This window comes from Rhizobium sp. AN68 (assembly GCF_030758035.1).
GTDB lineage: Bacteria > Pseudomonadota > Alphaproteobacteria > Rhizobiales > Rhizobiaceae > Agrobacterium > Agrobacterium tumefaciens.
Window position 1 is genome coordinate 679,830 of sequence record NZ_JARWMI010000001.1, and the last position, 17,098, is coordinate 696,927.

General features: G+C 57.2%; 19 protein-coding genes and 1 pseudogene. 2 read left to right on the forward strand and 18 right to left on the reverse strand.

The window, feature by feature from the left end:
• Nucleotides 1-27: 27 nt before the first annotated feature.
• On the reverse strand, nucleotides 28-834 hold the full coding sequence (locus RBH71_RS03250) for a GNAT family N-acetyltransferase (protein WP_019565658.1): 807 nt from the start codon (nucleotides 832-834) through the stop codon (nucleotides 28-30).
• Nucleotides 835-1,168: 334 nt separating this feature from the next.
• Here RBH71_RS03250 and RBH71_RS03255 point away from each other — a divergent pair, with 334 nt between their 5' ends.
• Nucleotides 1,169-3,880 carry an ATP-binding protein gene (locus RBH71_RS03255; RefSeq protein ID WP_323687067.1) on the forward strand — a complete coding sequence of 904 codons (2,712 nt, stop codon included), beginning with the start codon at nucleotides 1,169-1,171 and terminating at the stop codon, nucleotides 3,878-3,880.
• 27 nt (nucleotides 3,881-3,907) lie between these two features.
• Here the strand turns inward: RBH71_RS03255 and RBH71_RS03260 are convergent, their stop codons facing one another.
• The 15 genes and pseudogenes from RBH71_RS03260 to RBH71_RS03325 form a co-directional block, all read right to left on the reverse strand.
• Nucleotides 3,908-4,537 (reverse strand): pyridoxamine 5'-phosphate oxidase family protein, encoded by a 630-nt coding sequence (locus RBH71_RS03260; RefSeq protein ID WP_113556450.1) that lies wholly within the window; start codon nucleotides 4,535-4,537, stop codon nucleotides 3,908-3,910.
• A gap of 53 nt (nucleotides 4,538-4,590) precedes the next feature.
• Nucleotides 4,591-5,268 carry an isochorismatase family protein gene (locus RBH71_RS03265; protein WP_060642254.1) on the reverse strand — a complete coding sequence of 226 codons (678 nt, stop codon included), beginning with the start codon at nucleotides 5,266-5,268 and terminating at the stop codon, nucleotides 4,591-4,593.
• Nucleotides 5,269-5,295: 27 nt separating this feature from the next.
• On the reverse strand, nucleotides 5,296-6,168 hold the full coding sequence (locus RBH71_RS03270; RefSeq protein ID WP_060642255.1) for an alpha/beta fold hydrolase: 873 nt from the start codon (nucleotides 6,166-6,168) through the stop codon (nucleotides 5,296-5,298).
• Nucleotides 6,165-6,911, reverse strand: coding sequence for an alpha/beta hydrolase (locus tag RBH71_RS03275; RefSeq protein ID WP_323687068.1), 747 nt, complete (start codon nucleotides 6,909-6,911; stop codon nucleotides 6,165-6,167). The genes RBH71_RS03270 and RBH71_RS03275 overlap by 4 nt, the downstream gene beginning before the upstream one ends.
• A 64-nt stretch (nucleotides 6,912-6,975) precedes the next feature.
• The gene (locus RBH71_RS03280; RefSeq protein WP_060642257.1) at nucleotides 6,976-7,947 is read right to left on the reverse strand and encodes an alpha/beta fold hydrolase; all 972 of its coding nucleotides are present in this window, start codon (nucleotides 7,945-7,947) and stop codon (nucleotides 6,976-6,978) included.
• A gap of 584 nt (nucleotides 7,948-8,531) precedes the next feature.
• The gene (locus RBH71_RS26600) at nucleotides 8,532-8,714 is read right to left on the reverse strand and encodes a helix-turn-helix domain-containing protein (protein WP_394805460.1); all 183 of its coding nucleotides are present in this window, start codon (nucleotides 8,712-8,714) and stop codon (nucleotides 8,532-8,534) included.
• Nucleotides 8,666-8,809 (reverse strand): helix-turn-helix domain-containing protein, encoded by a 144-nt coding sequence (locus tag RBH71_RS03285; protein ID WP_416349297.1) that lies wholly within the window; start codon nucleotides 8,807-8,809, stop codon nucleotides 8,666-8,668. Before RBH71_RS03285 ends, RBH71_RS26600 begins: the two co-directional genes overlap by 49 nt.
• A 28-nt stretch (nucleotides 8,810-8,837) precedes the next feature.
• Nucleotides 8,838-9,740, reverse strand: coding sequence for an alpha/beta fold hydrolase (locus RBH71_RS03290; protein WP_113556476.1), 903 nt, complete (start codon nucleotides 9,738-9,740; stop codon nucleotides 8,838-8,840).
• A gap of 93 nt (nucleotides 9,741-9,833) precedes the next feature.
• Nucleotides 9,834-10,060 (reverse strand): annotated as a pseudogene (locus tag RBH71_RS03295) (IS66 family transposase); the annotation flags it as partial.
• A 146-nt stretch (nucleotides 10,061-10,206) separates the two neighbouring features.
• Entirely contained in the window at nucleotides 10,207-10,518 is a 312-nt protein-coding gene (locus RBH71_RS03300) for a hypothetical protein (protein WP_111805040.1), read from the reverse strand.
• Between the two features lie 113 nt (nucleotides 10,519-10,631).
• Complete coding sequence (locus RBH71_RS03305; RefSeq protein WP_111805039.1) at nucleotides 10,632-10,868, reverse strand: DUF6894 family protein; 237 nt, start codon at nucleotides 10,866-10,868, stop codon at nucleotides 10,632-10,634.
• A gap of 1,550 nt (nucleotides 10,869-12,418) precedes the next feature.
• Complete coding sequence (locus RBH71_RS03310) at nucleotides 12,419-12,877, reverse strand: hypothetical protein (RefSeq protein WP_113556447.1); 459 nt, start codon at nucleotides 12,875-12,877, stop codon at nucleotides 12,419-12,421.
• On the reverse strand, nucleotides 12,874-13,212 hold the full coding sequence (locus tag RBH71_RS03315; RefSeq protein WP_323687069.1) for a hypothetical protein: 339 nt from the start codon (nucleotides 13,210-13,212) through the stop codon (nucleotides 12,874-12,876). The genes RBH71_RS03310 and RBH71_RS03315 overlap by 4 nt, the downstream gene beginning before the upstream one ends.
• Before the next feature lie 115 nt (nucleotides 13,213-13,327).
• Nucleotides 13,328-13,597 (reverse strand): hypothetical protein, encoded by a 270-nt coding sequence (locus tag RBH71_RS03320; protein WP_323687070.1) that lies wholly within the window; start codon nucleotides 13,595-13,597, stop codon nucleotides 13,328-13,330.
• Nucleotides 13,598-13,841: 244 nt separating this feature from the next.
• Nucleotides 13,842-14,783 (reverse strand): AraC family transcriptional regulator, encoded by a 942-nt coding sequence (locus RBH71_RS03325; RefSeq protein WP_003517460.1) that lies wholly within the window; start codon nucleotides 14,781-14,783, stop codon nucleotides 13,842-13,844.
• A 90-nt stretch (nucleotides 14,784-14,873) separates the two neighbouring features.
• On the opposite strand from RBH71_RS03325, the gene RBH71_RS03330 reads away from it, so the two are divergent.
• Nucleotides 14,874-15,851, forward strand: coding sequence for an oxidoreductase (locus tag RBH71_RS03330; RefSeq protein ID WP_003517458.1), 978 nt, complete (start codon nucleotides 14,874-14,876; stop codon nucleotides 15,849-15,851).
• Between the two features lie 265 nt (nucleotides 15,852-16,116).
• Here the strand turns inward: RBH71_RS03330 and RBH71_RS03335 are convergent, their stop codons facing one another.
• Together RBH71_RS03335 and RBH71_RS03340 are read right to left on the reverse strand one after the other, a co-directional pair.
• A complete protein-coding gene (locus tag RBH71_RS03335) occupies nucleotides 16,117-16,563 on the reverse strand; it encodes a carboxymuconolactone decarboxylase family protein (protein WP_003517456.1) in 447 nt (148 codons plus the stop codon).
• A 92-nt stretch (nucleotides 16,564-16,655) separates the two neighbouring features.
• Nucleotides 16,656-17,093 (reverse strand): cupin domain-containing protein, encoded by a 438-nt coding sequence (locus tag RBH71_RS03340; protein WP_003517453.1) that lies wholly within the window; start codon nucleotides 17,091-17,093, stop codon nucleotides 16,656-16,658.
• Nucleotides 17,094-17,098 lie beyond the last annotated feature (5 nt).

Genomic DNA, 17,098 nt, shown 5'->3' on the forward strand with positions numbered 1-17,098 from the left:
ACCTTGGTCCTCTCTTGACAGCAAGTGTCATAAAATGAAGTTGCTGCGATTATAGATATGCACGAAACCCATTTTCGCTAAATTGGCGTTCGAGATGTTGGCCTTTTCGGCCGATGGCACTTCGGTCTCTACCACGAAAGTCGACACGCCACGGTCTGCGCCTTCCTTTAGACGAGCTTGAATTAGGGCCTTTTGTGAACCTCTATTTCGAAAGCTCGGCACGGTCGTTCCACCGCCGAGCCACGCGAAGGATCCTGAAGCGAACATCGCTCCTGTTCCCACGGGTGTGTCTCCATCCAACGCGTAGAAACAAGACCATCCGTCGCGTCCCACGATTGCTGCCCATAGAGCAGTGAGGCTTTCCGGAAAGCCAAAACCGGCACACATCATGGCGCCGAATACCTCGGCTTCGTCGGGCCGAACTTTTCGTGTTTTCACGGTGCCTGGCGATGGAAGAGGGACCGTGTCCGTGGATCGCCGAAGCTTCGCCCATCCAGGTCCGTAGGCAACCAACCCCTTCGTCTCGATCCACTGTGTCAGCTCGTCCGATGCAGTGTCGGCATTGACTTGTAAGAACCGGTTCCCCGTCTTTCCCCTCATCCAGCTGTAGGCCTTGTCGAGATCTTCACGTGTGGTGAGGCCAAGGATACGGTTGAGGCCGATCGCAGGCGCGCTCGGTAGTGAGATCGTGCATCCACCATTCATGGAAACGCATGCGAACCGCTCCTCGTCCGTCAATCGGCCGCGGGCGGCCTTGTGCAGATCAATGAAAGCTTTGGCCTCAATGGCATCCTCCTGCGTGAGGCAGGGCTGATCAGAAGAACAAGAATCCAAGAGAGTACTCCAATGGCCGACACTTCGCCGAAAGCAGATAACGGAACCGTCGGATTAAAAATAGAACAATTTCATCGGCGAATCCTGCACGCCCGTCTGGGCCAGAAATGCCGTTGATGAGGATTTGCGCCGACTTTGGCGTTGAGCGATTTTGAGCGAGCTAGACGATCTTCCAACACCATCGAAGATCTGCGAAGAGGCCTGGCAACCTTCATCTTGAGCCAGCCTGCGGTGCAACCTGTCTCCATACGCCTTGAAAACTGGCCAGCGCGGTATATCGTTAGATTTTTTGAATTGTGAGAGCAGGGTGTCACACGATCTCGGGTTACAGACATTGTCGAAACAGACCGCTTTCCAGTTTGGAGATTTCCGTTTTCTGCCAGAAGCTCAATCCCTCCTGTACAAGGGGCAACCCGTCGGCCTCGGTGGGCGAGGTTTCGACATTCTGACCCTGCTCGTGGCGCGGGCGGGCGAGGTTGTCAGCAAAGCCGATCTGTTTGCGCATGTATGGCCAGATTATATCGTCCACGACCATAACCTGAAGGTCAATGTCGGCAACCTTCGACGCTCGCTGGCCGAACTTGATCCTTCTATGGAGTACATCGCAACCATTGCTGGGCGAGGTTACAAGTTCGTCGCCGCCTTGGAAAGCGATCGCCCGGCGCCAGCCCGGCAAGTGGTTGCCAGCACAAGCCATTATATCGCGGCACCACAGGTTCGGCCGCTCCTCGGCCGCGATGAAGCGACCCGGCAGATCTCGGAAAAGCTTGATCAAGCGGGTTACGTCACCATCGTCGGGCCAGGCGGCGCGGGAAAAACGTCTCTTGCGGTTACGGTTGCTGAGCAATCCTGCGGGGCAAACGAAGCCATCGCCTTTGCGGATCTCTCGACGCTGAGCGACCCGCGATTTGTGGTTCCGGCGATCGCGTCTGCCCTCGGCGTGTCGCTTGGGTTTGATGATCCCATCGCAGGCGTGATCGACGTCCTTCGCAGCAACCGGCTGCTTCTCATCATCGACAATTGCGAGCACGTTGTCGCGATGGCCGCGACGATCGTTGAGCGGATATCCGCGGACGTTCCTTCGGCGCGGATCATTGCGACCAGCCGCGAGCCGTTACGGACGCGGCACGAGCAGATTCATTTTCTCTCAGGATTGGCTTATCCGCACCAGACGACGACAATGTCCATCAGCGACGCGCTACAGTTTCCGGCAATCCAGCTGTTCATTTCAAAGGCGTACGGCTTAGGCGATATAAAGCCTACTGATGAATATGTCCGCAGTGTTGTTTCGATCTGCTCACGGCTGGACGGCTTGGCACTCGCCATCGAACTGGCCGCCGGTACGGCCAGTGTTCTTGCACCCTCTGCGCTCGATGACCTCTTCAGGGATGGCTTTGATACCATGAGCCGGGGAGCAAGGGATGCACCCTTGCGCCACCAATCCTTGGAGGCGACGCTCGACTGGAGCTATCGGCTTCTTCCTGACCGTGAGGCGGTCTTGCTCGGTCTGCTTTCGGTATTTTCCGGCCGTTTCAACTCCGACGACGTGGAGGCGATGTATTTCGCCGGCGCCCTAGAGCCGATGACCGGGCGAGACGCACTGTCGCAGCTCGTGGCAAAGTCGCTGGTATCAGCGGAATACGACGGCGGGACTGTGCATTACAGACTTGCCGAAAGCACGGGTGCCTATGCCGCGCGGCGTCTTTCAGGTTCCCTCTACAGAGAGAAGGCAAGACGACATTTTGCCGTTCGAACAAAGGACAAGCTGCAGATTGCCGAACGGGATTGGTCGTCGCAGACATCTCGCGAATGGCTCGGCAAATATCGGAGGCAGATCGACGACGTTCGCGCGGCCATCGGTTGGGCGTTTGATCCCGCAGGCGATGCGGCTTTGGGTGTCGAATTGGTAGTCGCTGCCTTGCCGCTGTGGCAAGAACTATCGGCGTTTAGGGAAATGCTGGAGGCCATCGACCTTGCCGGGTCAAACAGCGCTGCCCTCATGGGGCTCGCGCCACTGGGCCGAGCCAAGCTCTCCACGGCTCGGGCCTGGGCCATGACACTGGCGCGCCACATGCACCCGCAAACCGATGATGCTTGGCGCGAAAGCATCTTTCATGCGAACGAGTCGCGCGACGCGGAATTTGAAATACGATCGGTGTGCGGACAGGCCGTTTTTCTGGCCTATTCCGGCCGGCCCCGCACGGCATTGCGCAGCATGAACGAGTTTGCGGCAGCAAAGGCTCTGGACTGGACGACGGCGCCCGACGGCAAACGACTTTTAGCGCATATCAAGATCTATGCAGGCGAGTTCAATTCGGCATCGGCCGACCTGGAGGCGCTGATGGATGATTGGGGTCACCTGCAGGAGGGGCATGGCTTGTCCAGGTTCCAGGTCGATTTGCCAGCCGGTATTCGTTTCTCTCAGGCATTTCTGTCTTGGTTACAAGGTGATTCTGATCGTGCCTCCCGGCTGGCCGGTCAGGCGATCGATCGTGCCGCCGATCTCGATCACATGATCTCCTTGGGCAATGCAATTTCGCTTGCGGCCCTTCCGATCGCTTTCGTGGAGGGTGATCTCGAAACTGCTTCGCGGCTTCAGCAACAACTGGCCGACGTCAGCCGGCGAGAAAGTGTCGGCATTTACGAGGGGACAGCCAAGTTTTTCGCCGGTGCTATCCAGTCCTCTCGAGGTGAGCAGGCAGGCTTTACCCTGATGCAAGACAGTATCAGCGGATTGCTTCGGGGGAACTGGCGTGCTCGCGTGCCCTTCTACCGGAGCCTGTTGGCGGAGGCATATCTTGCCGCAGGCGAACTGCAGCTTGCTGAGGATAGTCTGTTCGCCGTGCTTGCAGAAACTGGCATACGAGAAGAGCGTTGGTGGCATCCGGATCTTTGGCGCGTTGCGGGAATGATTGCAGCCGGAAACAGGCGGCCCGACAAGGCGATGGGCTATTTCCAGACGTCATTGGATTGCGCCCGCGCAATGGGTGCAGGTGCGGCTACCAAACGGACCCAGCTTGCCGTCGGTGCAACGGACTTTGGTTGACCTTGCTGCATTCTCCTCGGTTCGTGCTCAATCTTTTCGTCGCGAATCGAGGCGCTCCCGCAGTGACGCATTTTCCTGCTCAAGCTGAGCGACCTTGTCCAGAAGATGTCGAGAGGCGGCCAAAAATTCGGCTTGGGTGTAACGCGGCACGATATGCTGCGGACAGTTCCAGTCGAACGCCTCGAGCTTCAACCTGAAAATGCGTTCAGCCTTGGCTCCATAAGCACCATCGGTGATGGCCTCGGGAAGTACCGGATCGGCTTCAAGGGCCAGCTTCTCGGCACGGGCATAGATCTTCAGCCGGGTGCGCGCGGGGTAGTCGATCAGGAACAGGCATGTCCGGTCGTTTTCTGTCAGATTGCCGGTGGTGATATATTGATGATTGCCGCGGTAATCGACGAAGGCGAGGGTGCGATCGTCGAGGACCTTGAGAAAGCCGGCAGGCCCGCCTCTATGCTGAACGTAAGGCCAGCCTGTTTCCGAAACGGAGGCCATGTAGAAGCTGTCGCGCTGTGCGATGAACGCGGTCTCCTGTGCCGTGAAGCGGTCGAATTCGCGGTGTCCCTTGAAGTCGGACCAGAAATGATCCGCTCCCATTTCCGCTTGCGCCCTGCGAACTGAAGGCGTGATCGCGATATCCATGAAACCGTAACTCATATCGTATTTCCCTAAAGTGTGCTCTGTTCGCAGGGCGTCGGATGCACAAAGTACTAGATTGCCTCTCTAGCGGCCTGCTGCGCGCGGGCATAGCTCTCGGCCACGGCGGCATAGTTCGGTGCGGCAAGTCCGTAGAGCTTGCCAAGCTCGGCAGCCTCGGGACGCGCCCAGGTGCGGTGAAGCTCAGACAGCAATGCATTGGTCGATGTCGGCTTGACGCCGCCCTGCACGAAGCGGGCAAGTGAAATCCGCGAGGCCATTTCGCTCGGATCCCCCGAGGCATCGAGCACCGCATAGACGTCGTAGCCGGCGGCGCGGGCGTCGAGTGCCGGAAACATAACACAGACACTGGTCCAGACGCCTGCCATGATGAGAGTTTTGCGGCCGGTTGCGCGAACCGTTGCGACGAAATCGTCATTGTCCCAGGCGTTTACTTCTCCCTTGCGCGGCACATAGTCGGCGTGCGGCGCCAATTCATGGATCTCGGGCATCAGTGGACCATTGGTGCCGGCAGGTTCCGAAGCAGTGGTGATCACCGGGATGTTCAAGAGAGTGGCGAGCCTGGCGATCATTTCCACATTCCGGCGCAGATCGGCGACCGGTATGTCCTTGACCGTCTGGAACAATCCCGACTGATGATCGAGAAGCAGGATCAGCGCGTCGGAGGGATCGATGAGGGCTGCGCCGCCGCCGGTGGGAAGGACGCTCGGCTTGGATTTGCTGTTGTACATGGTCATTTTCCTTTTCTTGGGTTCCAATTAACGGATCAGGTTTCGGGCGAGGAAGTCGCGCATGACCGGGATCATCTCGTCCGCCTTGTCCTCCAGGGCGAAATGTCCCGTATCAAAAAAATGAAGCTCGGCTTCGGGCAGGTCGCGGAGGAAGGCGCGTGCGCCTTCCGGCAGGAAGATGGGATCATTTTCGCCCCACAGGATCAGGGCCGGCGGCTGATGGGCGCGGAAATAGGCGTGGAAGTCGGGGTAGAGCCCGACATTGGTCCTATAGTCGTAGATGATGTCCAGCTGGATGTCCGTGCTGCCCGGGCGGTCGAGGAAGAGCTGATCGTATAACCAGGCCGCCGGATCGATCCGCGTCTCATCTTTTGTGCCAGTGAGATATTGGAAACGTGTGCCGTCAAGCGATAAAAAAGGCCGCAGCGCGTCGCGGTTTACCGGGCCGTTGTCGGCCCAGTAAGCCCGCGTCACTCCCCAGAAATCCCCCATGCCGTCTTCATAGGCGTTGCCGTTCTGGACGATCAGGGCGGTCACCCGATCCGGATGCGCGAGCGCCAGACGAAACCCGGTTGGCGCGCCATAATCCATGACATAGAGCGCGTAGCGTTCGGCGCCCAGCTGTTCGAGGAGACCGGCGATGACATCCGAGAAAGTGGCAAAGCTGTATTCGAATTCGCTGGAAGACGGCATTGCCGACAGACCGAACCCCGGAAGGTCGGGCGCAATCACATGATAGTGGTTGGCAAGCGCTGGGATGAGGTTGCGGTACATGTGCGAAGAGCTTGGAAAGCCGTGCAGCAACACCACGACAGGGGCGCCTTTCTCTCCAGCCTCGCGGTAGAATAGTTCCACGCCTTCAACGCTGGTGGTTCGGTGATGGGTGACGGGCCGGGTCATTGTCCGGCACCTTCGGTCGGCGTTGCGGCCGAGGCGGCGGCTGCGATGAACGCCGCGACGTCCTGCGGGTGCGACAGCATCGCGGCGTGACTGCTGTCGATCTCGGTGATCGCAGCACTCGCACGCTTGGCCATCCGGCGCTGCGTGCTAGGCGGCACCATCCTGTCGGCGGAAGCGACGAGATAGAAGCTGGGTTTGGTCTTCCAAGCTGCGTGGGTAAGGGGTGCTATGACCGCTGCAAGGCCCCAGGGCAACTGCGCCGCCGCCATGAAGCGCGTGGTCGTGATGTCGACATCGGCGGCAAATACTTCCGGAAAGCTGGCAGGATCGACAACGAGGTAGCCGTCCTGCGGCGGCAGCAACGGTGCCTTCGTTTCGCCGGGCTCTTCCGGAGCTTCGTTCAGAGCCGCGACGGATTCGCCCGCATCCGGCACGAAAGCCGCGATGTAGGCCAAAGCCTGGGCTTTCGGGTTGACGCCAGCCTCGGTGATGACGGCTCCACCGTAGCTGTGGCCCACCAGGAGAACCGGGTGGCGAGCCGCGACAATCAGGCGCTCGGTCACGGCAACGTCGCCTTCAAGTGAGGTCGTCGGGTGTTGAGCGACGAGCACTTCAAAGCCGCGGTCGACAAGTTCGCCATGGACCTGTTGCCATCCGGAGCCATCGACAAATGCGCCGTGCACGAGGACGATCGAGAGGGACGGGGCACCAGCTGTCTGGGTGCCCGAAACGGGACTGGTCATGATCTTTTACTTTGCTGGGGGAAGTTGCGGGGCCGCTGGCCCCGCGGAACGGATTGGCTATCGATCAGTTGCAAACCTTGCGGTCGAGGAAATCCCGGATGAGCGGCACCATCACATCGAGCTTGTCTTCGAGGGCGAAATGGCCGCTATCGAGAATGTGCATCTCGGCATTCGGGAGATCGCGAAGATAGGGGTGTGCGCCAGGTTCGGGAAAGATCTTGTCGTTCTTGCCCCAGACGATCAGCGTTGGCGGTTGGTTGTCGCGGAAGAAGGCCTGGAATTGCGGGTAAAGCGGTACATTGCTGCCGTAGTCGCCCAGGAGATCCAGCTGGATGTCCTTGTTGCCCGGCCGGTCGAGCAAGGCCTGATCGACGACCCAGTTGTCGGGGCTGATATGTGAGACATCGCCCATTCCGTCGGTATACTGGAATTTCGTGGTTTCGAGCGTAACCAGACCGGCGAGCGCTTCCCGGCGTTCCGGCGTCTTCTCGGCCCAATAGGCCTTGATCGGATCCCAGAACGCGGCGAGGCCTTCGGTATAGGCGTTGCCATTCTGCACGATCAGGGTTTCAACCCGCTCGGGATGTTTGAGCGCGAGCCGGTATCCGATCGGTGCGCCGTAATCCATCACATACATGCTGTAGCGATCGGCGCCGACTTTTTCTGTCAGCTTGTCGACGACGTTGGTCAGGTTCTCGAATGTGTAGGAAAATTTGGTGTGGTCGGGCGCATCACTCTGACCGTAGCCGGGATAGTCAGGCGCGATCACGCGGTAGCGGTCTGCAAGCAGCGGAATGAGGTTGCGGAACATATGGGACGAGGTCGGAAATCCGTGCAGAAGCAGTAGCACCGGTGCGTCTTTGGGGCCGGCTTCACGATAAAAGACTTTTACGCCATCTATCGTCGTGTTTTTGTACTGAATGACGGGAACGGCTTTAGCGGCGATGACTGGGGTGTTCGGCACGCAGCGGGCTTCAGCCGCAACGGGAGAGATGGCCATGAGAAGTGCGACAGTGGCGAGCAGATTCTTTTTCATGATGCTTTCCTTTTCCAAATTGGGTGCCGATCCACATCAGCGCCTCTGGAAAAAGGACTAGCACCGCCGGTCCTCGGGCCTGGGATAAATAAGGGTAAAAAGTTGAACAGGCGGCCGTCAAAGCACTAACAATGAGCAGCGTGAATGGCTCGATCCAAACGAAAGCCGATCCGTTTAAGCAGCCTCATGCGAAGCTCTCCACGTCTGCGGTTCTTTAAACGACCGATAGCTTTGACGATCATAGAGAGTGTTTTTGCGGTAGAATCAGCGTGATAAGTTCTTCGGTTTGCCGGTTCTGGGTTCGATTCCTGTCAAGGCGAAGACGCTCGCAAGGCTTGCTCGAGCAAACTGCGGTTCACTCGCAGCGACGGTTTTGCGCTTCCATCCCCGTCGCTCTCGGTTGCGCTCAAGATTCGCATAAGCGGCCGTTCGCCGCGGCGCATTCCAGGGTCTGCCAAACGGACAACCGCTGTTTGTCTAGTCCTCCAGACTCATTAGAACTTGTTGATAGAACGCGCCTTGCGTATTCTCCGCAGTAAACCCTACGACCCATTCCCAATCCAAATTCAGTTTTCCTGCCGGGACTATTTGCCGCGCGATCTCATCCGGTGTGGTTTCATTGCTGGTTCCGTTCTCCCAGTCGTGAAAGGCTGCTTGTAGTTCCCGCTATCTTGCATGGTAATCAAGCCGGCATCGAACAGCCGGGAAAGCAGATAGCTTACCGGCTCTCGGAGCCGTGCACTTCGAAAGCCAGATGCTTGTTTGATTTGAAAACAATCGGAGTCCCGTTCTTTTCAAAAGCCTCTTTGGACGCTGTGTTGACCAACAGCACAAGCAAGTGCGCTTCAGTTGCATTGACCACGCTCGATTGGCCATTCCGAATAATGCAGCTACTGCGTTGATGGCAAGAATGCGCCGTAAGCAGACGCTAATCGTCGTTGCGCGAAGAAGGCTTTGATATGGTGGGCAACGTCGTCTGGAGCTTCTTCGGCCATGTGGTGTCCGCTCAGAATGCCCTGCCGCAGAACTATCTGATCGCTCCAGTCCGCCCAAGGATTTACCGGGTCGCCGTATAAGCTTTCCATGTCGTCGTGCAGTGACCAAAGAACGCCCAAGGGGCACTGGAGGCGTCGGCCGGCCTCCTTGTCGCGTCTATCATCATCATAGTCGAACTCCAGCCCTGCTCGATAATCCGCAAGCATGCTGCGCACCACTTCTGGCCTTCGAGTAGCAGCGAGGTAGTCCAGATTATTTTCTGGGCCTTGAGCTGCCTCCGCAGGATACCAGAGGTCAGGATCGGCTTGAATCGCAGCTTCCGCTTTTTCGCTTTGTGCAAAGAAAAACCAATGCCACCAGTTCTTCGCAAAACGCCAGTCTGCGCGGCTCAAAACCTCATAGATCTGAATGCCATCCATAACGACAAGGCCCGCAACGCTTTTCGGGAAGTCCATCGCGAGCCGGAACGCGCGATACGATCCACGGTCATGGCCCGCGACACCGAACCTGTCATGCCCGAGCCGTGCCATACATTCATGTAGTGCCGCGGCCTTTGCCTTTCCCGAACTGGCCGCGAGAGTTTCCGGCTGATAGCTCCGCCCGAAGCCAGGCATATCCGCGCAAACCACAGAGAAGTCGCGCGCAAGCTGAGGGGCGACCTTGAACCAAGTAGTATGGGCCCTGGGGTGTCCGTGAAGAAGGAGGATGGGAAAGCCGGACCCGCCATACCGCACACGTATCTTGCCTTGCGATGTCGTCAGAAGTCTTTCAGTGAATTCTTCAAAAAAGTCCGCCATCGTCTGTCCCTCGATCAGGTCAATTTCCCTAACTAAGACAATACGCACTGGGGGAGAACTCGTTCCTAATGCCGTTCAAGACCACAGCAAACTTCAGCCGTTTCCCGAATAATTCCACGGCAAAAGCTCATCGATGCTCCTCTGCGTGCGACCGATGAGGATAGCGTTGAGCGTCGCGGTAAACAGGTCAACGGATCGACGGCATTGTTTGCAGGTCTCAATGAGCGAGGGCGACGGTCGCCCAGTTCTCCGCCCACGGCATCGTGGCCCGCGAATAGTGCATTCTTTCAATTGAGAGCAATTCCCCGTTCATTCCGATCAAAAAACGCGGGCTTCCTGAGTTAACCCACTTGCCGAGAGGGAGGCGGGTTTATTTGTTTTGTCTGGCACGACCCGAGAACCACTAAATTATCGCGGTAGCGCTATCAATAACCGTTCTGGTTTGCTGAGCGCGCCTTTGGCCCTTCTAGCTACACTTTATCTCGTTCTGCCTGATCGCGCCCAAACTCGTTTGTCCCTTCGACAAAAGCACACGTATACCGTCCGCTGCATCGAGCAAGACATGCACCTTTTCATCTTCGGAGAGCTCTCCGGTCTCCGTAGTTGCGGTGCGGAGATAGCTAATCAAATCAAGATTGATCGGCTCGCCAGGTGCTTCCTCGTGAAGTCTTTGAACCATATTTATTGCTCTATTCAGCAACGTTCTCATTTGGTGTGAAGTGAGGTTCGGTACGTCCGACGCCGCTTTTTCCAACTCTGAAATAAGCCCCATAGGCATAATTTTAGCCCTCCCGCCTGATCTATGTCCTCTCCGTCGTAAATGAGAGCACGTGATAATCGAAGAGTCTATGTGCGAAATCTCTATGGTCGAGCGCGACGACGCGCCAAATTTCACTTAAAACGGATAACAGATTTAAGGGGGATTCTCGCTATCAAATGGCCGTCGCCGCGAATAACTTCAAACGAGCTGCCATCTACGACTTCGTCCTTGAGAATTTTTTCAGAGAGCATTTCTCTTGCAGCTTGGACGGCCTCTTGCCTGGCCTGCTCATCAGTTGAGAGGATTGCCCCCTCCATATCCACGGAGAGACCTTCAGCGTCTCGAACGTGGAAAAAGTACCGTGGCATAGCGATATTCCCGGCATGCGTTCAGAAAAAATCTCGACATCAACGAACAGTTACTTGCCATAGTTCCATGCTTTTATGTTTCGCGCGGGATACCTATCGCTCTGCACTATTCGAGCTAATCTAAAAAGAAGCCCTCCGGCGTGGAAACCTCTGCGTGATGGCCCTCTTGGTTTGTGCGATATTTAAGGCCGATCCTCAACGCGCAGAGAGATTGGAGTCGGGTCTACCCGGCTAGAATTTTTATTAGGGGAGCCGATTACGCAGCGGCGACTAGACCGAGAACGCCACCAGCCCTATGAGGAACAATATAACAAGCGGAACCAGCAACCGGCGAACTTTCCGCTCCGTCCCATTCCTCGGTTTGTTGGCGCCTCCGAACATGCTACCCAAAACGGATTCAAGAAAGCATCCGAGCATTGCAAACCTTTTCAGCTCGTTTCTTCACTCTGCTTTTTTCCCGCATCCCCTTTCAATGACCCCCTAATGCTCACATATGCGTGGCATAGGAGCGATACGAAAAATCCTACGAAGGCCAGTGACGAATAGCCTATTATCCGATTGGAAACGTTGTGCCAGCCTGCAAGCAAGGCGCCGCCGTGAAGCAGCATCAGGACCAAGAAGGTGATTTGGAAGCACATGGCCGCTTTCCAGAATCCTGATGCATTCGCAATGTAACTCGCCAGCCAAGACGACCCGCGAGGCTTTTTTGTTGGTTCAGGCACCGCTCACTTCTCCCCTTTCACCCGATCTCCCAAAATATTCCACCGCCCACAAAACCGGCGGCGCACCCTCCGCTCTGAACGTCTTCGGTTCACCATCATCGTGACGGCTCCTTGAATGGATAATGCTCCCAGCAATGCCAGGACGACTTCCCAACTTTATTGCGACTAAAGCCGAAGCCACCCCATTACGACACCCCGGATGCTCACACCAGTGGTTCTCGTGAATGCCGTCGCCGGTTTTGTCAGTCTGGTCGCTCATGATTCTGTTTTCCAAACAATTCGCGTTGTGCCTACCGAAGCTTCCTTAAGGGGCACCCGTACTTTTCTCTTCCACTCCGTCAGCGCATCGTCTGGCGACGTGCAAAACACCCAGCGGATACGGTACACGCTATATTCGTTCAGCGTTGGGGTCGCTGTTGGGCACAGCGCCTCAGCTGCAGTTCGACACCCAGGGGTTTCGCTGTCGTATTGCTGGACCGGTTTCGCAGCTGCGCACTGAAAGGCAGCCCGGGTAGCGATGATCACCGATGTCAGAACCACCGTGTCGAAATGGCAAGGAGTAAGCTATAGTCGACATGGACAGGGCAGCCTTCAGCGGGCCAGCCCGGCGCTATTTGCATCCAGCGCCACGCATATTTGCCCGACGCCCGATTGAGCAGTGAGTTGTGGGGGACGCGGTGTTTCATCGGTCTCGACCGTATGGCCATTCAAGACCTTAGCTAAACCAGTACAGGGCGCCGACGGTTCAGATCCCTTCAACTGCAAAAAGTCACTCCATGTCGCCAGAAGACCCGCCTTTGCTGCAGGAAGGGCTCTAACTCGTCCCGCCTACGTCGTGACAAACGCCTGCGTAATCTGTGTCATTCTCCGCGCGACTACTTGAATCACGAAGGGCTCATCGTATTGGCTCCCATGAGCGATATCATTCCGACCTTTGTAAAACTCTCTAACGTCATTGTATTCCTTGCGGCCCTTTTGGAGCAGCAACGAAGCCTTTAGCAAAAGTGGGATATCGGAAAGCTTCTTACCCTCCCACACCGACCAAGCCCTAACATCCTGCCAGAGGCCGGCAGACTTGTTGGCTATCAAACTGGCGAAGGCTTGATTGATCGCCTCTTCGAAACGGGTGAACAAGAAAAGAAAATATGCTTGATCGTTCCGTGCTCGATCCAGCCAACCTTGATCGAACGCGGATTCGTCATCAACTTGATTGGCCACAACTATTGCACTCTCAAACGCTGCATCTGCGGCGGCATGTTGGCGAGCAATCTCTAGAAACACACTCATTTGATCCCCAGCAAGCTGAAGAACGTTTCTCTATTGAACTCTACACCTGAGCGCTTGTCGGACGAGTATAGATGCCAGCGCTCTGGGCGAGTCAGATGCTCAGACTCATCAACAAGGATCGGCGCCTCGTTAGGTGTGACGATGTCGACACGGCCATTTGCGCCGACAATCCAAAGCCCCTTTGGACGGAACGTCGCCAATTTGGTGGTCCCGTAAAAAACCGAGAATGCGTTCATGTCGACAGGAGGAATTCCGTAACGTTGCATTAGCTCTTCATTCATGAGCACGGCGCCTGCATCGGCGACGCTCAGATTCTGGTCGCCGAGATCATCCACCCAGGTTCTAACGGTCTCGTTAAGCCTCTGTAGGCGATCGAGCCAATCTCGGACACGCTCTTCGACCCTGTGTTGCCAGCGAGCGGACTCCTGGTCGAGGTACGCTCTTTCAGCCTCAGCAGGCAGAATCAAACCACTGTTGGTCATAAGCAAGATAAAGCCGGCCCTGCTCTGGGATTTCAAACCCATGCACGGTGAGCGCTCCGCCTTTATATCCGTAATCCCGTACTCTGCCTTCGATCTGCTCGATGTAGCGAGCTATGGTGCTGCCGGTGAGCCATGGTCTGTCGTCATCAGCGACGTAGTGCCACTTTTCGAGATGACGCGCGATCCATTGCCAATCCGAGTTGGATAGACTGTTGAGGATCTCATCGGGAGTCGTCATGCTTCACCTCCAAAATATGTCATTACGTTTTCGTAACAGACTGTCTTAAACAGGTTGCTTACGCAACCAACGAACTTGGAATGCGGTTCAGGTTGCGAGCCTTTGTCCAAGCCGCCGTTGGTTCGATATGGTTCAAGGCGTATGATGCGGAGTGTGTCCAAATTGAAAGCGGTCGCAAACAATGAGGACTTGCTGCAACGCTGCATCTGCCTGCGCACCAGACCGGCTAGTGGCAAACCAGCAGTCACGACTTGACAACCTCACTCTGCATCTTGTTGCGATACAGGGAACGGTAACGCGCCGGCGATTGGCCGATGGCGCGGCGGAAGCTGGCGGCAAAAGCGCTGTCGGATCCATAGCCGAGCGACTGTGCAATCCGTGGCAGTGGCTCGTTGCCACGCCGCAGCCGGGCGGCGGCAAGCCGCATCCTCCAGTTCGCGAGATAGTCGATCGGCGATGCTCCGACGGTGGCACGAAATCTTTCGGCAAATCCGGAGCGGGACTGGCCGGCAAGAGACGCCAGTGCTTCTACCGTCCAGCGGCGCGATGGATCGGCGTGGATGGCCCGCAGTGCGGGCGCCAGACGAGCATCCGCAAGGCCGGCGAGCCAGCCGGGATGCTGTGATGTCTGGCGCGCCATATAGGCACGCAGGACATGGATAAACACCAGACGCAGCAGGTCGTTGCAGGCGACGCGAGCACCCGGTGCTGCGCTGTTTAACTCCAGGTCCAACTGTTCGAGCAGCCAGCCAATCGGTCCGGCCTCTTCGTGGTCAATCACTACAACAGGCGGCAGGGCGTCGGTGAGGAGTGAGCCATCGACGGTATCGAGGTTGACGCTGCCGCCGAGGAGCACGAAATCCCGACCATCGCCCACTGAGACATCGAGATTACCCCCAGCGAATACCTCTGCCGCCGCTATCGGCGTCACGTTGGGATCGCTACAAAGCGTAAACGCCTTGCCGCTGACCACAAGACAATCGCCGGCTTCAATGCGCAACGGTGCCTCTCCCTCCGAGATCAGCCAGGCAACACCTTCACGGACTGCATTGAACTTGAGGTAGCCCGGTGGTGGAAAAGCAACAGACCACGCGCCTCCGGCTGCAAAACGCACGGAGAACAGCGCACGCGCATCGATGGCGCTGAGCACGTCGGACAGGGGATCCTGGATGTTTTGGACGATCACGACAGAAATCCGGATCCTGCAGGCTGGGGACTCCGAGAACCTACCCGATATAGGGGACGGACACCAGACCACAAATGAAGGAGTAACAACATGTCCGAACAGAAACCTATTGGATCTCGTTTCAGCGCATCCAGCACGGCACGCGAGGTCACCGAGGGTATCGACCTTTCAGGCAAGACGGTGATTGTCACCGGCGGCTATTCCGGTCTCGGCGTCGAGACGACGCGGGCGCTCGCTGGTGCCGGCGCTCGTGTCATCGTACCGGCTCGCAGTCGCGAAAAGGCCGAACGCACACTTGCCGGTATCGACAATGTTGTTATCGAAGCGATGGATCTTGCGGATCCCGCATCGGTTGCCGCCTTTGTTGACAGGATCGTTGCGGCGGGCATGCCCATCTCAATCCTGGTCAACAGCGCCGGCATCATGGCGACGCCGCTTGCCCGGGATCAGGCTGGGCACGAGAGCCAGTTTGCCACCAATCATCTCGGCCATTTCCGGTTGGTTGCAGGCCTGTGGCCTGCGCTGGTCAAGGCTGGCAACGCGCGGGTGGTCTCTGTGTCATCGCGCGGCCATCAAATCGGTCCAGTCGATTTCGACGACATTGATTTCAAGGCTCGCCCTTATGACAAGTGGCAGGCCTATGGCCAGGCGAAGACGGCAAATGCTCTGTTCGCGCTTGAACTTGATCGACTTGGAGCAGGGTGTGGCGTACGGTCATTTTCCTTGCACCCGGGCATCATCCTGACCGATCTCGCCCGCCATCTTACCGAAGACGAGATCAAGTCTTTTGATGTCTACGACGAGAATGGCAATCGTCGAGTCGATCCATCGCGCGATCTCAAGACGCCGGAACAAGGGGCAGCAACAAGCGTCTGGGCAGCAACGCGACCCGAACTCAACGGTATTGGGGGCGTCTACTGCGAAGATTGCGAAGTCGCCCTGCCGCAGGCTGAGACGGATGGGACCAAAGGTGTGGCGCCTTGGGCCATGGATCCACAGGCTGCTGAACGGCTCTGGCTGCTTTCTGAGCATTTAACGGGCTTGTCAGTAGGTGATCGTCGAGGCTGAGCGCATATCGGCACACGAGTGATTTGCGGTGTTGTCAGGCGAGGTCTTCGGTCAGTCGAAGGCCTGCTACATCGTGGTCAGTCGGTTTCACGCAGGAGTAAAACAGCGGCTCACCTTCATAAACACTCTGAAGTGTTCGATCCGGATAATGCCTTCCGTGTCTGGGAGATGGCGACCGGGATGGTCGCATCTGCAGGTCGAAACACCCTGTCGGACCTCGACGGCCCGGCAGGGAGGTGCCTATGCGGTTGCACTGCTAGCGCGATCACGCCTTGGCTGCAACCGGAAGCCGGAATGGCGCTCCGAGACGATTGAACGCGTTCATCGCAGCGATCGTGATCGTCAGATCGACGAGGTCCTTCGGTTCGAAAGCTGCGGCTGCGGCGGCATAGGCCTCGTCCGAGGCGTGGGTCTGGCTGACATTCGTGACTTCTTCAGCCCAGGCCAGTGCTGCTCGTTCCTGGTCGCTAAACAGGTGAGGCACCTCATCCCAGACAGGAACAAGCGTGATCTTATCGACGGACATCGTCTTGCGCAGATCGCGACTATGCATGTCGATGCAATGGGCGCAGCCGTTGATCTGCGACACGCGCAGGAAGACGAGATGAATCAGCTCCTCAGGCAGGTTCGTTTTCTTGGTGACGTAGTGATGGACGCCGAAGAGCGCCTTGGCACCCTCGGGGGCGACTTCGGACCAGTTCATGCGGGACATATTGTTTTCCTTTCTCGTGGACACGGTTCTCCGTTCGCCGGAGAAACCGTCGTTGCTTGTGCTAGGTGAGGGGGTAGGTCTGGTAGGTAGCGCTACGGCTTTCGCGGTGTCGTCAGGGCGGTGTCATCGGTATCGACGACGAAGACGGCAAGCAGCTTCGCCGGCTCGGTCTTGCTGGCGTTGGCGCTGACGTCGTGGCGGTCGCCCGGCAGCTCGGTGAAGTTCTGCCCGGCGATGAAGGTCTTCGTCTCGCCACCGTTCACGGCGCTTTGGATGGCGCCTTCTAGAACCGTCGCATAGATCAAGGCGGATTTTGCATGCGTATGAGCGGAACTGTAGCCGCCGGGGCCGTACTCGACGAGGACGCCCTTCACGCTCTTTCCGGGAACGTCCGGGAGGGGATGCTCGTAAACCAGCGTCACCTTCGCGTCCTTCGTGTCATATGCAAGTCCAGGCTTGGCAACGTCATGAGCGGAAGCTGTGGCCAGAGAGACCGCAAGGGCTGAAGCGGCATGGAGGATGGTCTTCATGATTG

Coding starts and splice junctions, on each gene's coding strand:
- RBH71_RS03320 (WP_323687070.1), bottom strand. CDS start 13,597: ATGACGACTCCCGATGAGATCCTCAACAGTCTATCCAACTCGGATTGG.
- RBH71_RS03335 (WP_003517456.1), bottom strand. CDS start 16,563: ATGTCCCGCATGAACTGGTCCGAAGTCGCCCCCGAGGGTGCCAAGGCG.
- RBH71_RS03260 (WP_113556450.1), bottom strand. CDS start 4,537: ATGAGTTACGGTTTCATGGATATCGCGATCACGCCTTCAGTTCGCAGG.
- RBH71_RS03330 (WP_003517458.1), top strand. CDS start 14,874: ATGTCCGAACAGAAACCTATTGGATCTCGTTTCAGCGCATCCAGCACG.
- RBH71_RS03270 (WP_060642255.1), bottom strand. CDS start 6,168: ATGACCCGGCCCGTCACCCATCACCGAACCACCAGCGTTGAAGGCGTG.
- RBH71_RS03265 (WP_060642254.1), bottom strand. CDS start 5,268: ATGTACAACAGCAAATCCAAGCCGAGCGTCCTTCCCACCGGCGGCGGC.
- RBH71_RS03275 (WP_323687068.1), bottom strand. CDS start 6,911: ATGACCAGTCCCGTTTCGGGCACCCAGACAGCTGGTGCCCCGTCCCTC.
- RBH71_RS03340 (WP_003517453.1), bottom strand. CDS start 17,093: ATGAAGACCATCCTCCATGCCGCTTCAGCCCTTGCGGTCTCTCTGGCC.
- RBH71_RS03300 (WP_111805040.1), bottom strand. CDS start 10,518: ATGCCTATGGGGCTTATTTCAGAGTTGGAAAAAGCGGCGTCGGACGTA.
- RBH71_RS03290 (WP_113556476.1), bottom strand. CDS start 9,740: ATGGCGGACTTTTTTGAAGAATTCACTGAAAGACTTCTGACGACATCG.
- RBH71_RS03280 (WP_060642257.1), bottom strand. CDS start 7,947: ATGAAAAAGAATCTGCTCGCCACTGTCGCACTTCTCATGGCCATCTCT.
- RBH71_RS03310 (WP_113556447.1), bottom strand. CDS start 12,877: ATGAGTGTGTTTCTAGAGATTGCTCGCCAACATGCCGCCGCAGATGCA.
- RBH71_RS03305 (WP_111805039.1), bottom strand. CDS start 10,868: ATGCCACGGTACTTTTTCCACGTTCGAGACGCTGAAGGTCTCTCCGTG.